Origin of the sequence: Streptomyces sp. L-9-10 (genome assembly GCF_004151105.1) — a bacterium.
In the GTDB taxonomy this organism is placed as follows: domain Bacteria; phylum Actinomycetota; class Actinomycetes; order Streptomycetales; family Streptomycetaceae; genus Streptomyces.
The window spans coordinates 79,387-94,823 of sequence record NZ_PHRF01000057.1 but is presented as its reverse complement, the minus strand read 5'-3'; the positions used below and the strand labels follow the sequence as shown (position 1 = coordinate 94,823).

The 15,437-nt window shown below is 69.1% G+C and carries 10 protein-coding genes; 2 read left to right on the top strand and 8 right to left on the bottom strand.

All coding sequences use genetic code 11. The features are described from left to right. Positions 1 to 68: 68 nt before the first annotated feature. On the bottom strand, positions 69 to 452 hold the full coding sequence (locus tag CU044_RS15965) for a tautomerase family protein (protein ID WP_205124078.1): 384 nt from the start codon (positions 450 to 452) through the stop codon (positions 69 to 71). 571 nt (positions 453 to 1,023) lie between these two features. Here CU044_RS15965 and CU044_RS15960 point away from each other — a divergent pair. Then, positions 1,024 to 3,183 (top strand): FUSC family protein, encoded by a 2,160-nt coding sequence (locus tag CU044_RS15960; protein WP_129769246.1) that lies wholly within the window; start codon positions 1,024 to 1,026, stop codon positions 3,181 to 3,183. Between the two features lie 598 nt (positions 3,184 to 3,781). Here CU044_RS15960 and CU044_RS38580 read toward each other — a convergent pair. Continuing rightward, a complete protein-coding gene (locus CU044_RS38580; protein ID WP_165371903.1) occupies positions 3,782 to 3,922 on the bottom strand; it encodes a hypothetical protein in 141 nt (46 codons plus the stop codon). An 897-nt stretch (positions 3,923 to 4,819) separates the two neighbouring features. On the opposite strand from CU044_RS38580, the gene CU044_RS15950 reads away from it, so the two are divergent. Continuing rightward, the gene (locus CU044_RS15950) at positions 4,820 to 5,269 is read left to right on the top strand and encodes a hypothetical protein (protein WP_165371900.1); all 450 of its coding nucleotides are present in this window, start codon (positions 4,820 to 4,822) and stop codon (positions 5,267 to 5,269) included. 37 nt (positions 5,270 to 5,306) lie between these two features. Here CU044_RS15950 and CU044_RS15945 read toward each other — a convergent pair whose 3' ends face one another. The 6 genes from CU044_RS15945 to CU044_RS15920 form a co-directional block, all read right to left on the bottom strand. Next, a complete protein-coding gene (locus tag CU044_RS15945; RefSeq protein ID WP_129769244.1) occupies positions 5,307 to 5,879 on the bottom strand; it encodes a carboxymuconolactone decarboxylase family protein in 573 nt (190 codons plus the stop codon). 803 nt (positions 5,880 to 6,682) lie between these two features. Beyond that, positions 6,683 to 7,741 carry a chitinase gene (locus CU044_RS15940; protein WP_129769243.1) on the bottom strand — a complete coding sequence of 353 codons (1,059 nt, stop codon included), beginning with the start codon at positions 7,739 to 7,741 and terminating at the stop codon, positions 6,683 to 6,685. A gap of 159 nt (positions 7,742 to 7,900) precedes the next feature. Continuing rightward, positions 7,901 to 8,713, bottom strand: a complete 813-nt coding sequence (locus CU044_RS15935) for a class I SAM-dependent methyltransferase (protein WP_129769242.1) — start codon at positions 8,711 to 8,713, stop codon at positions 7,901 to 7,903. 161 nt (positions 8,714 to 8,874) lie between these two features. Then, positions 8,875 to 9,588, bottom strand: coding sequence for a response regulator transcription factor (locus CU044_RS15930; protein ID WP_129769241.1), 714 nt, complete (start codon positions 9,586 to 9,588; stop codon positions 8,875 to 8,877). Beyond that, the gene (locus CU044_RS15925) at positions 9,581 to 10,960 is read right to left on the bottom strand and encodes a histidine kinase (RefSeq protein ID WP_240045629.1); all 1,380 of its coding nucleotides are present in this window, start codon (positions 10,958 to 10,960) and stop codon (positions 9,581 to 9,583) included. The genes CU044_RS15930 and CU044_RS15925 overlap by 8 nt, the downstream gene beginning before the upstream one ends. A 192-nt stretch (positions 10,961 to 11,152) precedes the next feature. Next, complete coding sequence (locus CU044_RS15920) at positions 11,153 to 15,241, bottom strand: Pls/PosA family non-ribosomal peptide synthetase (RefSeq protein ID WP_129769240.1); 4,089 nt, start codon at positions 15,239 to 15,241, stop codon at positions 11,153 to 11,155. Positions 15,242 to 15,437: the final 196 nt, after the last annotated feature.

Here is a 15,437-nt window from a genome sequence, read left to right as displayed (position 1 = left end):
CCCACCTTTCGTAGCAGCGGCCGGTCAACCGGCCACCGCCGCTCAGAGGTATGCCGCTACCCACCTGCTCAGGTCAGTTCGCCGGTCAGGAACTGGGCGCGGCCATGTCCGAAGGACCAGTCCTCGTCGCCGTTTTCACTGACGGCGACCACCAGATCCGCGGGGTCCAGACCGCAGTCGCGGGTGAGGCTGCGCGACAGCAGCGCGTAGAACCGCTCTTTCTGCGCGCGGTCGCGCTGCCGGCTGACCACGTGCATGATCACCACCCGCGAGGTGCGGGCAATCCCGAGGCCCGTATCCAGTGCGATGATCTCGTTGGCCGGGTGACTGCGTACAACCTGGTAGCGGTCGCGCTCCGGTACCTCGAAGGCTTCTACGACGGCCTCGTGGACGGCGTCGAGCAGAGTGCGGATCTCGGTCGGCGAGCGGCCTTCAACGATGTCGAGGTACACAAGTGGCACTGCGGGTTCTCCGATCAGGCAATGTCAGGCACGCATGAGTGTCCGCAGCGGATGCCGGACCGACCGTGCGGCCGTCCACATGAGCGGCGTGCTCCGGCCACGCGACTCTCCGGCTTCCGGATGCCGCTTGGCCGATGCCAGCCGCGCCCACGCCAGGCATCGCGCGGACGGCTCGTGACGGCCATCGTGAGCGGGGCCGGAAGATCACACCGCGCGCTGGACCACCGATGACGGGGCCGGCGATAGTGCGGGTTCCGTACAGGGCGGGCGCAAGATCAAACCGGCCTGTGTTCCATGCAGCCACGCCGCTTTCGTTCGCGCAAGTCCTGGGAGCCATGGAGCCAGGGCATGTGCCGCCCTCCGGCGTCCAGCCTCACCTCACGCCGGGCGTCGTGGAGCAGCAGTGCCGGTGGGCCGATCGCGGTCGGCGGTCAAGCAACAGGCGCAGGCCGTGACGGCTGTACATCGCCTCTGAGCCGGTGCTTCGGGAGCCGGTCCGGGCTCACCGTTCCAAGATCGTGACACAGGTCTTGATTCGGCCGCTCCACGGTAGGTATGGGATATGGCCGATCGCGACCCTGAACGCACGCGCGGTGGTCTGCGGGCGACTCGCAGCTATCTGGGCGGATTCCGGTGGCGGGAACTGCTGCGGTTCGGGCCGTTCCGATGGGGCGATGTCGCGCTCTGGCGCGCGGCCCGGGTCGCTACGGGTGTGATCGTCCCACTCGCCGTGGGGTCGGCCACGGGCCATCTGGACTACGGCGCTTTCGCGTCGCTGGGGGCGTTGCCTGCCGGGTTCGCGTCGTTTCAGGGCGTGACGCGCACCCGGGTGGCGGCCGTGGCGGCGGCGAGCGTCGGGATGGCGGTGTCGACCTTCGTCGGCGCCACCACGGTGGCTGCCGCTCCCTGGCTGCTGGTTCTCGTTGTCATGATCTGGGGGTATCTCGTCGGGCTGGCGGTCTGTCTGGGGCCGCGATGGAGCGTGGCGGTCGTCCAGGGCGCTGTGGCGCTGCTGATCGCGGTGGGTATTCCGCTGGGGCCGACGTCTGCCGCGCTGCGTGCCGGCCTGGTGCTGGCCGGCGGCTTGTTTCAAGCGGCTCTGGTCATCGCCTCCTGGGCGCTGCGGCGCGGTGATCCGGAGCGCGCGGCGTTGGCGGCCTCGTATCGCGGCCTGGCCGGGTACGCCTCCGAAGTGGCCGCCGGCAGAGGCGGCGTTCCGCCGCCGCTCGCTTTCCCGGCCGCTGCCCGGCTCACCGACCCCAACCCGCTGCTGCCCGACGCCGTGCGGCTGGCCTTCGATGACCTGCTGGAGGAGGCGGAAAGTGTCCGCGCCGGTCTGGCCGCACTGGCCACCCAGTCGATCGACGCGCCCTCGCGGCGGGCGGTATCCCGCTTCGCCGCTGATGCCAACGCGGCGCTGGAGGCCATCGCGGACACACTGACCACGAAGCGAGCAGAGCGCGCCGACCGCGTCTTCGAGCTGCGCCGGCTGATGGCGGCGCTGCCCGTACCCCCGGCTGCCGCGGACTGGCGCTGGGCCGCCGATGACGTCCTTGGGCACTTACGGGCCGCCACCGGCATCCTCGCCCGGCTCGATCCTGTTCCTGGACGAAAGGTGAAGGGTGAGCTGCCGCGCGGACAGCGGACACCCATTCCGCCGGAGACCGGGAAATGGGCCGCTCTTACCCTGCGCGCGAACCTCACCCCTACCGGTGAGACCGGGCGACACGCTGTACGGCTCGCTGTCACCGTGGGTCTCGCCGAGGTGATCGTCCAGGCCAGCGGCCTGTACGAGGGCCGCTGGATCGTGCTGACGATCTTTCTCGTACTCAAACCGGACTACAACGCCACGGTGTACCAGAGCATCCAGCGGGCCATTGGAACGGCGGCCGGAGCAGGGCTGGGGGCGGCGGTGGCCGCCATGGCGCATGTGGTCCCGAGCGGTCTCATCATCGCGGCGGCGATCACGGTAGCGGTCGCCTATGCCCTGTTCGATGTGAACTACCTGCTCTACAGCATCTTCCTCACCCTCTTCATCGTGATCCTCCTCGAAATCCTCGGGCTTCCTGCCGGAACCACCGCGGCAGCCCGCCTGACCTCCACGGCGATCGGGACGGCACTCGCACTCGTCGCCTATTCGCTATGGCCCACCTGGGAGGGCACGGCCGCGCACAAGAAGTTCGCCCGCCTCATGGAGGCCCAAGGAACGTACGGAACCGCCTTGCTCCGCGAGTACGCGCACCCCGGACAGATCCCCTCCGCACGGCTGCGCGCCCTTCAAACCTCCGCCCGCCGCGCCCTGAGCGACGCCGAGGCATCCGCCGCCCGTCTGGCCGATGAGCCGCCGCAACCACCGCTGACCCCGGCCATGGCGCGGAAACTGGTCGCCACCATGACCCGACTGGCCAACACCGAACTGTCGCTGCACGCCCTGCTCACCACGTCCGCGCCGGTTGCCTCCCGGGAAAAGAGCCGAAGTGGCGATGCCCGCACCGAGCCGGTCGACAACCTCGGCACCGCCTTCGGCACCACGATGCGTTCGCTGGCCGAGGCGCTGAGATCTCAGCAACCGCCGGGAAAGCTGCCCCCACTTCACCGACTACAGACAGCGCTCCGTGACCAAGCACCGGCCATTGACGCACGCCTCGTGCCCGTCACCGACAGCCTGGCCGATGCCCTCGACACGCTGGAGACCATCCTGCGCCGCAACCCCGCCGGATAGGTGGAAGAGAGGATGTGCCGTTCTCGAAGAACGGGCTCGACACCGCCGGGAGTTTCCCGCTCGCCGCATGAAAAAGGGCCCGCACACAAGGTGCGGGCCCTGGCCCTCTGGCTACCTAGGTTGTCAGTAGATGGTCACTCAAAATCAATCAACAATTGAATCTTCAAAAGGTCCCGGTCCCACCGTTTTTGATGGTGGCGCTCCGAGCCAGTCACATACTTGTTGGGCGGCTGGCAGGGAGTGCACTTCCCCGCATCCCGCGTCAACCCGAAAAAAACCTGTAACAAGGACTACGAGAAGCGACGCAGCAACCTGTGCATGTTGAACACGTCGACCCCGTCGGCGAGGGGTCGATAGGTTGCCTTCGTCAGTCGGCGTTGTGGACAAACGCTGCGGCCCGAAGTACCGCAGAGGCCGGGCGAGACGCCCAGCGGCACTATGGAGTGCCCTCCTGCATCGAGACATGTGAGTCCCTTTCACTCTGTTGAGTTGTTACCGATGCGACGTGCACCGATGAAACCAGGATGCCCGAATGACCTAGATCAGACAAGCAGAACCACCCTCAAGTTGAAGGCCGGGTCAGGACTGTGACTGCTCGTCAGGAGCCAAGCCACTCGTGCGTGTGCTTCCCGATCAGGTCGCGTACCTCACCGCGATGACGGCCGACCTGTACGCCGATGTCGAGCAACGCCTGTTCGCCCTGTGCGCGCTGCAGCTCGCCGCCGGGCAGGAGGCGCACGGTGAGCAGTGGCCAAGCTCGCCGCCATCGCTCCGTTGCGCCGCGTGGCCGACGTACTGCTCGACACCCTCGCTCGGGGCGTCGGACCAGGAGGTACGGCGCGTCGCCGCTGAGGCGTACGACTCCGGCCGACACTCCGCCCTTGCCGAACTCCGCGTACTGGGAGACGACCGCAGCACGGTGGCCGAGCGGACCCCACGGCGCGCAGGCCGTCGACCGCCTTGCCGCCGAGACCGTCGCCACTACCCATCGGGCATCCCGCGCCTCGTCGAGGCAGGGCCGGCAGGTCGTCGCCGGCAAGACCCTGCTCGGCGTCTCTGGTTCCAGCATCACTTTGGCCGTGAGCGCACCCCCGGCGGCGACCGGAGAAACACCTCGAAGTCCAGCGGTGCGCCGAAGAGCTGAAGTGCTACCTCTACCCGCCGTGGACATCGGAGGAGGTCCGCCCGTCGAAGAACTACTGCATGCGGGCCCTTTGCTGCGGCTATCAGCGGAAGGAGGCCGTTCCTGAGTACGTCACGCTGGCCAAGACCGAGCGAGAAGCCCTGAAGCGCATGGCGTACGAGAGGGGCCTCTACCTTGGTGACCTGATTGGCATGTTGTTAAGGCCGGAGATCGAGAAGTGGCACAAGGATCACCCCGATCCTCACGAAACAGACCTCGACTCGTAACATCCGACCGATAGTCCCCCAGCGCAGGCAGGTAGCCGCAGAACGCCTCTGGAACCGTGGAACGATCCGAGCCGCCAGCTTCCCCAGCAGAGAAGTCGGAACTTATTTCCTAGAGGTTCCTACTTTTTTCTGATTCGAGTTGTCCGCGAACCCCTGCGAGGATGGCCAGCGGAGCTCTCGGCCGAAACAAGTTGGACTGTGGCGGGGAGGGAGAGAAGCCGCCGCCGTGGTGGCGGAGTCGGGTGGTGCCGCGCAGGGCAGTGGCGATGGCCACGACCTCGCCGGTCAGCTCCCGCATCCCGTCGGCGTCGCCGGCGCGGGCGAGGTCGGTGTCGGTGCCGTCGGCATGGCCGGTGCGGATGGCGGTCGGGAGCGGGACCGCCAGCGCGGTGCAGTCGCAGGCGAAACCGCCGACCCCGGCGTGTACCGGGCACTCCGCATTGGGGCCGGTGCCGGATGCGCGATCGCCGACTACCCCGGCTACTGGCACGAGGCCAATCTGACCTCGCGTGTGGCGCACCCGCTGATCGCCGCCACCACCGGCCGGGACATACCCCAGCCGCTGGCCGGCGAACGCGGACGGCAGCGCACCGGCTCGACCCACGTCCTGGCCGCAGGTACGAGTGGCACCGCCGGAGGCCGGGAGCCGGTCGTGGGCCCCGTTGGCCGCGCGTAGCTGCTCGCGCCGCAACCGCCGGGCTCGGCTGTATGGGTCAGGACAGTGGTGACGTACGTGAGCCGATCTTGTCCGTGGTCTCCATCGGAACGCGGGTGCCGTTGAGGAACAGGCTGAGCATGCTGAACCAGGCGATCGTCGTGACGTACTTGCGCGTTCCGACGTCACCGAAGGCGTCCAGGAGAGACCGCAGCGTGGGGTCGGTGAGCGTGCCGGTCTTGAGTAGTTCGTCGGTCGCCCGGGCGAGCAGGGTGTACTCCTGGTCGATGCCCTCGACCGTGCCGTCCGCCGCGAGGGAGCTGATCTCGGCTTCGGTGAGGCCGGCGTTCGCAGCCATCTGCTTGTTCGCCTGCCATTCGTAGGGGCAGTTCAGCACGGAGGCGGCACGCAGGATGATCACCTCGCGGTGCCTCGCATCGATGCCGGACGCGCCGAAGACCGCCTTCACCATGCCCATCAACGCTGGGTACATGTCATGAGTGCCGGCGAACATCTTCACCACGTGCAGGGTGGTGTCGGGGTCGTAGCCGTCGCCGATGACCCGCGCGATGTCCGCTTCCTCGGGAAGCGGGACTCGGACGGTCGATGTGTAAGGCGTGGGCACGGCCATGGTTCTTCTCCTGGTTAAGGGTCGATCGCCGACAGCGGCGGCCACCTGTCGAGCCACCGGCGACCGGCGAGAAGCCCTACCGGGCCAACCGGCCGCTTTCCGGGCAACCGCTCGGCCTGACGGGCTGCCCGTCCCGCCGATTATCCTCTCCGGACGGCCCCACTCTCCTCTCACCACGCGGGGCCTCGAGTTCTACAACCATGCCTATGGTTCGGCCGCGGTGGATCTGGTCAAGCGGTTCGCCGCGCTTGGGATGAGACAGGCGCGTGCACGAGTGCGGCTCCCGTCGATGATCGTTCACCCGGCCGGAACCTGAGACGACCAACGCCCGGCCCACGACGTGCTAGGTGTATTGACCCGCAGGGTTGTTGACGCGGGTCAATACACCTAGGGCCTCTCGTTTGGATCATGCCGGGCTCGCGTGCCCGCGGTGACATCAGCCGCTGCCGCGGCGGGCCGCGCCTCGCCGCGTTGTCGCCGGTCACCAGGGCTCCGCCATGGCTCCCTCCTCCGCCTCGCGATCCTCCCCCGTAGCCTGAACGGCACGGGAGGGACCCCCTCCACCAGACCCCGCTCCCAGATCCGGCCTGATCCAAACGAAAGACCCTAGACGCTTCGGCTTCCCATCCGGAGCTACGGCCCACAAGCCAGCACAGAACCAGCACGGGAGGGGTGGGGAGAGGTGATGAGGGGTGCCCACAGGACAGCACCAAGTCAGCACGGTAGCGACGAGGGGACCGATCCGCGAAAGGACCGATCCCCTCTGACCTGGTCATTTGCGCTGCCAGGGACGCCGTGGTACCTCAACGGCCCTGGAGCGCCTTGACATTGTTGCCGAACGTCCAGCCCTTCGACCCGTCCCAGTTGAGCGACCAGGTCATCAGGCCCTTCAGCCCGTTGCCGTAGGTGTTCCAGGCCTGCGACACCAGGTTCGGCGCCATATAGCCGCCCCCGGCGCCCGGCTGTGCCGGGAGTCCCGGCACCTGCTTGTCATAGGGGACCTTGATCGTGGTGCCCTGGACGACCAGGCCCCTGTTCAGGCAATCCGTCTGCGCGGTGAACCCCTGGACCGTACCGGCGGAGTACGAGTCGCCGGAGCAGCCGTACATGCTGCCGTTGTAGTACTGCATGTTGAGCCACCAGAGCCGGCCGTTGTCGGCGTACTTCTTCACGATGGGCAGATACGCGCCCCAGATCGAGCCGTACACCACACTGCCCCCGGTGACGTAGGCCGTCTCGGGCGCCATCGTCAGGCCGAAGTTCGACGGCATCTGGGCCAGTACGCCATCGATGATGCGGATGAGGTTGGCCTGCGAGGCCGACAGTGTGTTGATGTTGCCACTGCCGACGAGCCCGGTCTCGATGTCGATGTCGATGCCGTCGAAGTTGTACTTCTTCAAGATCGGCACCACCGTCGCGATGAACCGGTCGGCGACGGCGCTGGAGCTGAGGTCGATCCCGGCCGCCGCCCCGCCGATGGACATCAGGGTCGTGAGACCGGAGGCCTTGGCCTGGCACATCTCGGCCGGGGTCGCGACCTTCACGGTCGCGTCCATCCCGTCCTCCCACAGCACGGTGCCGTCCGAGCGGATGACCGGGAACGCCGCGTTGATCACGTTGTACCCGTGGTCGCGGATACGGGAGTCCGTGATCGGAATCCATCCGAGCGGCGGGTGTACGCCGTTCGCCGCACCGTCCCAGTTCTCCCAGTACCCCTGGAGCACCTTCCCGGCGGGTTTCGACTTGACCGCGCAGGTGTCGGCGGCCGGCGCCGCGCCGGGCGCCGCCGCGGCGACCAGTGTCTGCATGACGAAGGCCATGGCGAGGCCGACCCCCAGCACGCGCGAAATTCGGCGGATCATGCTGTGCCCCTTCCGACCATGTCCGCCCGCGACCGCATCGGGTGCGGCGAACTGGGAACGTACGCCGGGTAGTTGGGGGAACCGTAGAGTGGTCCAGACCTTCCGTCAATAGGTCTGGACCAACTGCGGTCGCGGCAGTGCCGTAGATCGCCGCCCCGGTCAGAGGAGTCGGCCGGACCCCGTGGTGTGAGCGGGCGCGGAGACACGGATCTTGGACTGGCCGTGCGGCCGCTTCTCCCAGTCGTCCATGAAGCGCGCGGCGAGCCCGTGCTTGTGGGCCAGGGCGATCAAGGTCTCCGTACGGTAGTAGAAGTCCTCCCGCAGCACCTGGTGTTCGGTGCCCTCGGTGCGGTCGAAGGTGAAGTCGAAGAATCCGCCGGGGGCCAGGATGCGGCCCACGTGCGCGAGGCACTCGTCGATGACATCGATCGGTGAGTGGGAGAAGACGCTGTGCGCGTGGACCACATCGAAGTGCTCCTGGGGCAGGAAGTCCAGGGACAGGTTCTCGGTGATGGTGAGATGCGGCAGCTTGTCCTGGAGGTGGTAGGTGGTGAGGGTCCGCTTGGCGGCGATGAGGATGTCGGGCGAGATGTCGATGCCGTAGTAGTTTCCGGCGTCCAGGTAGTCGATGAAGCGCCAGCCGGCGCGCAGATTGCCGCAGCCGATGTCCAGCATGCGGTGGCGCGGGGTCAGACCGTGTTCGGCGAGATACCCGAACTGCATCTCGCCGAGCGCCAGCCAGCGTTCGTGGGTCTGGCTGCCGACCGCCGCCTGGGGATTGCGGCTGGTGTCGGAGGCCATCACCGCGCGGTAGTAGTCGACGTGGTTCGGGTGCTTGTGGCTCAGCCACTTGTCCCGCAGGGAGCGTCGGACGTACGGGGCGATACGAGCGGGGTTGCGCAGGGCGTAGCCGACGCGGTGGGAGAGGGCGGAGCGGTTGGCGGTCAGGGACGCCTGGGTCTTCTTCGGCATTGCGTGTCTTTCGTGAGACGGATGGACAGGAGCGGGGAAATGGGCAGGTGGGGGTAGGGAGTTGGCCCTGGGAGAGGTTTCGCGGGCGGGAGGAACGAGAGGGGTGCGGGACGCGAGGGGACGCGTGCCGGATACGAGGGCGGCAGACGGGCGGGCTCAGGTCATCGACAGCGCCCGTTCGCGCTCGCGGTGACCACCACCCCGTTCTCGTAGGCGAAGATCGCCGCCTGGGTGCGGTCACGCAGGCCCAGTTTCACGAGCATCTTGCTGACATGCGTTTTGACGGTGGATTCGGTGACGAACAGATGGCCGGCGATCTCCCCGTTCGACAGGCCCTGCGCGATCAGTGCCAGGACCTCCGTCTCCCGTTCCGTCAGACCGGCGATGCCGGTCCTGGCCGGGGGGCGCGGGCCGGTGCCGGTTCCGGCGGCGGTGCCGTGCAGACGGGTGAACTCCGTGATCAGCCGACGGGTGGCGGAGGGAGCGAGCAGCGAATCACCGGCGGCCACCACCCTGATGCCTTCCGCGAGTTGGCGTGCCGAGGCGTCCTTCAGCAGGAATCCGCTCGCTCCGGCACACAGCGCCTGGTAGACGTACTCGTCCAGGTCGTAGGTGGTGAGGATCAGCACCTTGGTGTCGGGCGTCCTGGCGGTGATCTCGCAGGTGGCCTCCAGACCGTCCATCTCGGGCATCCGGACGTCCATGAGGACGACGTCCGGGCGGAGTTCACCGACTTTGACGAGGGCCTCGCGGCCGTCCGCCGCGGCGCCGACGATCTCGATCCCCGGTTGCGCCGCCAGCACGACGGAGAACCCCTCACGCACGATGATCTGGTCGTCCACGACGAGAACCCGCACGGCCGGCCGCTCAGACATCCTGGTCCCCGTTCTCGTCGGCGGGGGGCACGTCGGGCAGGAACGCGCTGACCTCGAAGCCGCCCTCGGCGGTCCGCTGTGCCGTCAGTCGTCCTTCGAGCATGGCGACCCTTTCGCGCATGCCGAGGAGTCCGTGTCCGGCTCCGGGCGATGCCCCGGCCGGCTGCTCGGCGGATCCGTTGACCACGCGCACACCGAGACCGGTCGCCACGTAGGAGAGCTCCACACGGACCTCCGCGCCGGGTGCGTGCCGCATGGCGTTGCTCAGCGCCTCCTGGACGATCCGGTAAGCCGACAGCTCGACGCCGGGCGCCAGTTCACGTACTTTCCCGGTGACCGTCTTCTCCACCGGCGCCCCCGAGACGCGCACCGCGTCGATCAGCCGGCCCAGGCCGGAGAGGGTGGGCTGTGGGGGCAGGGCCCGCCCGGCGAGCCCGTGGTGCGGTGTGTCCGCGCGGATGACGCCCAGAACGCGACGGAGTTCGGCGAGGGCGGCGACGGCGTTCCCGCGTACCGCCGCGAGCGTCTCCGCGAGTTCGGGCGGCGGGTCCTGCACCCGGTACTGTGCCGCCTCGGCCTGGATCGCGACGGCCGACATGTGATGCGCGACGACATCGTGGAGTTCCCTGGCGATGGTCGTACGCTCCTCCAGCCGGGCGCGGCGGCCCCGCTCGTCCTCGGCGGCCGACGCCTGTTCCGACGCCCGCGCGCCGGCCCGCGACCAGCCGCTCAGCAGCACGGCGACGATCAGGGCGACACCGAAGGCGAGGCGCGAGTCCCGGAGGCCGTCGCCCGCGAGCGCTCCGAACTCGACGAAGACGACCGCGCTGATCAGCCACATCCAAGCCGCTGCCCAGGGCCGCAGCCGCAGCGTGCACACCACCAGCACCAGCGGGCCGGTCACGAACAGGACGGACAGCCGCAGGCTGCCGAAGCCCGCCAGATCGACCGCCGCGGCCAGGCCCGAGAGCAGGGTCAGCCACCAGGCCGCCACCGGCATCAGCAGAGTCAGTACGACGGGGATCCCCACCAGCAGGCCGGCCGCCATTCCGGCGAAAGGGGATACCCAGGACTGCGCCGCCATGACCAGTACCGCGAAGGCGCACACCGCCAGGTGCGGTGCCCAGCGGACGGTGTCGCGCAGGCCGTGCGGCAGCAGGCGCCGGGCGCGGTCGAGCGCGGGTGACTCGGAGAGCGCGGGCAGGGGGCGCCGGGCGAGCGCATGGCGGACGAGGTCGTCGCGCAGCGCGGTGAACGCCGCCGCGGCTGCCTGCCCCGCGGCTGCCTGCCCTGCGGTTGTCCGTCCTGCGGTTGTCTGTCCTACGGCCGCCTGCCCCACGGCGCTCGGCGCACCTCCGGTGGTGTCGCGCACTAGGTCCGCCGTCCGGGAAGAGAGATGGATCGAAAGCTCATAGGACGACAGTAGAAAGCGCGGAGGGTCGCTGACATCCCTCGCTGGTCCTGTCCGCGGAACTCGGTCTTAGGGGCTACAGGGGCGGTACTTGAGTACAGGCTTGTACGGGCTCGAGTGCAGGCGTGAGTACAGGACGGGCTTCCCGGCGCCTTACGAGCCTCTCGTCCTGCCGTCGAAAGCCGGGACGTCGAAAGCCGCCACGTCCCGGGCCGGGGCGTCCGGGGCCTGGACGGGACGCCGCTCGACGACGCCCTCGGCGGGGATGCCGCGCCAGCTCGTGCCCGGTGTGAGGTGCTCGCCCTTCATGAGCAACGACAGTGCGCCGAGCTGGACGTCCCGGCCGACGACGGAGTCGTAGAGCACGACCGCGCGGGTGCCGACACTCGCGCCGTCCTCGACCGTGACCAGCGACATCTTCATCACGCGGTCTTCGAAGAGATGTGTCTGGAGCGATACGCGCAGACCGATCGCGGCGTCGTCCCCGATGTCGACGAGGTCGAACTCCGTGAGGAAGGTGGTGCCGATCCAGGTGCCTCGTCCGATGCGCGCCCCGAACCGGCGCAGGATCACCGGCAGATACGGCGTTCCGATCAGGAAGCCCACCCCGGCCGGTACCGCCGCCGCCTCGAAGAGGCCGGTGACGAACTCGGTGCGGCGTACGAACAGACTCCACAGCGGCTCGACCCGGGGCCGGTAGACCCCGATCACCACCCGCTTGACCGCCGCGCAGTACGCGATCACCAGGAGGCTCGCGATCATCACGAGGACCGGTGCCACGAGCACGGGCACCAGCAGGCCGGGACGGCTGGTCACCCAGGACAGCGCCAGCAGGTACAGGTAGGCGCTCACGGCCAGCACCGACGCGGGCATCGTGATGCGGAAGAACTCGATGCCCAGGCGCTGGAGCACGGCCTTGCGGGCCGGCCGGAACGTCAGTTCCTCGGGGAACGATCCGCTGCTCTGGCGCACCGGCAGACGGATCGCGGGCGAGCCCAGCCAGGTGGTGCCGTCGGCCACATCACCCTGCGGCGGGACCGTACCCACTCCGATCAGGGAGCCGGGTCCTGTCCGTGTTCCGGCGAGCAGGAGCGCCGAGTTGCCGATGAACGCGCGCTCCCCGACCTCGGTGGGGCCGAACGCGACCTGGCCGGCCGCGAAGGTGGCACCGCCGACGTTGGCCAGGTCCGCGACGAAGCTGCCGTCGCGGAGGGTGAGCAGGTCCGGGTCGATGTGCGAGACGGTCGAGACCTCGGCACCCCGGCCGATCCGCGCGCCGAGCAGTTTGAGCCACGGCACGGTGCAGAGCGTGGCGTACAGCGAGTTGGTGAAGGTGAGACTGATCTCCAGCAGCTTGTCGGACATCCACTTGCGTACGCCGAGCGCGGAGCGCACCGGATGGACGCCGACCGGCACTCTCGGCAGGATCAGCCACTTGCCCAGGGCGACCACACAGCAGACGGTGACCACGAACACCGGACCCGACAGCGCGGTGGCGACGAGGCCGGCCGCGATGCCCCAGGTCAGTGTCGCCCACCAGAACAGCGCGATCCCCGGCACGGTCACCGTCAACGCGGCGGTCTCCAGCAGCACCAGCCCGACGAGCGCGGCGGCGAGATGCCGCGGCTTCCATCCGTCCGTACCCCGGCGGGCGCGCATCATGGCCTCGACTCCAGGGGCGAGGGCGTCCACCGGGAGCGGTGGCGATCCGGCCCGGCGCGCGCCGGCGGGAATCGCCTCGTCCTGGCCGATGACGGACTGTTCGCCGAGGCCGGCGCCCGCTCCCATGCGTGCACCGGGTTCGAGGACGGCGTTGGCTCCCACGAAGGCGTGGGGCCCGATCTCGATGGGGGCGACCGTCACCCAGCCGTCCGCCACCCGCCACGGACTGACGGACACGCCGTAGCCGACCGAGGTGTCACCGCCGATCCGCAGCATGGCGGGCAGTGTGATCGTGCTGGTGGCGATGGTGGTACGGGGTCCGATACGCGCGCCGAGCAGCCGCAGATAGGCGGCCATCATGGGCGAGCCGCTGAGCACCGGCAGCGGGCCGAGGCTCAGCAGCAGATTGACCACCCAGAGCCGTACGTAGACCGAGCCCCACAGCGGATAGCGGCCCGGCCGGATACCCGCCGACAACGGGCGCACGAGAGCGACCGGTACGAGCCAGCGCACGACCAGATAGCTGAGGTACACACCGATCGTCGTCTGCGCCGACGCACCGACCGAGATCCGGCCGCCGTGCAGGCTGTACACGTACGCCACCGGCAGGCTGAGCACGAGCAGCAGCAGGTAGATCACACCCGCCTGGGCCGCTCCGGCGCCCGCGATACGGCCGCTGGTGTGCCGGAGCGGGGTGGGGCGGGGCGGCGCGGACCGCTGTCCTGTGTTCTTCGTCGCGCTCAGCCGGGCGGCGAGGCCGCGCACGGTCGGATGGGCGTAGAGGTCGCGCAGCGCGGTGTTCGCGCCGATGTCCCGGCCGCGCAGCACGGATACGACCCGGGCCGCGAGGAGTGAGTGCCCGCCGAGGTCGGTGAAGAAGTCCGCCTCGGCCGACAGCGCCTCGGGCTCGATCCCGAGGACCTCGGCCCAGGCGTCCCGTACCCGCGTCTCCAGCTCACCGTGGACCGCGACCAGCCGGCCGCCGCCCACCAGCCGCCGGCCGGTCGGGGCGGGCAGCCGCTTACGGTCCACCTTGCCGCTGGCCATGGAGGGGAGAGCGGGGAGGATGTCCAGGAAGGACGGCACCATGTACGCGGGGAGTCTGCGCCGCAGCGTCTCGTGCACCCGGGTGATCAGGGCGTCTTCGTCTTCCACGTGGCCGGGCGCACGGACCACGTAGGCGCACAGTTCACCGCCACCGTCTCCGCCGCCGCGTCCCCCGTCGGCGCCACGGTCCGGTGCGGCCGTCAGTGTGGTGACCGCCTCGGCCACGCCGGGATCCTCCAGCAGGACGCTGTCGATCTCGCCGAGATCCACCCGGTATCCCCGGATCTTCACCTCGTCGTCGGCCCGGCCCAGGAACTCGACCTCCCCGTCGCGGGTCATCCGGCCGAGGTCTCCGGTGCGGTAGAGCCTGCTGCCCCGGGGGGCCAGCGGATGCTCGACGAACCGGTCCGCGGTCAGCTCGGGCCGTCCGATGTAGCCGTCGGCGACGCCGGGTCCGCCGATGCAGATCTCACCGACCTCGCCGTCGGCCACGGGCCTGAGCAGCTCATCGAGCAGCACGACCGAGTAGGTCGGCAGCGGCTTCCCGATCGTCACCGCCCTGCCCGGCGTCAGTTCCGCCCAGGTCGCGGTGACGGTGGCCTCGGTCGGGCCGTAGGTGTTGAGCATGCGCCGCCCCGGCCTGCTCCACCGCTCGACGAGCTGACCGGGGCAGGCCTCACCGCCGACGACGATGCTGCGGAGGTACGGCAGTTCCGCCGGGATCGTCTCCAGCAGCGTCGGCACGCAGTACAGCATCGTGATCCGCCGGCCGTGCAGGAACTCGCCCAGTTCCGCGCCGAGATGACCGGCGCCGTCCGGGCCCGCGACGAGCGTCGCGCCGACCGACCAGGTCGGCCAGATCTCCTCGATGGAGAAGTCGAAGGAGATCGTCATGCCCTGGTACACCCGGTCGTCCGGCCGCACGTCATAGAGCTTGGGCACGACATCGAGGAAGTTGCAGATGCTCGACTGCGCGACCTTCACCCCCTTGGGCCTGCCACTCGACCCGGAGGTGTACATGATGTACGCGGCGGGGTGACCGTTCTCGGGGCATGGCTCGGGCCGGTCCAGGAGCGGCCGGCTGGTGGGTACGCCGGCGACATCGCGACCGTACGGGTCCAACTCGACCACCCGGCACGGGAGACCGCCCACGGCGGGCGCGAGAGCGGACGTGGTCAGCACCAGATCGACGGCGGCGTCCTCCATGATGAAGGCGAGCCGGTCCGGAGGGGACGCCGGATCGACCGGCACGAACACCGCGCCGGCCTTCCCCACCGCGAGCAGGGACACGTACATCTCGACCGACCGCGGTATCAGGATCGCGATCCGGGACCCCGGGCCTGTCCCGAGACCGCGGAGGATGTGTGCGAGCTGGTTGGCGCGCGCGTCGAGTTCGGCGTAGGTGAGTGCGTGGTGCGCGCACTCGAGTGCGGTGGCCGAGGGGGTACGGTCGCAGGCGGCCTCGAAGAGGCGGTGCAGGCGCCGGTCCGCCCCTCCCGACGGCGTTCCACGCGCGGAGTCGAGCAATCTCATGACGTCTGTCCTTCATCGCGGCGCATTGCGGGACTGCGGGACTGCGGGGGTGAGTTACCGAATCCCGGGATGTCATACGACGGGAGAGCCACCGGCGCGGACCTGGAGGCGCGGTCATGCCCCGGTCCGGCGAATCGTTCGATCCAGCGATCGATCAAGCCGCTTCACCAGTGAAACGGCATCCGCTCACTTCGGC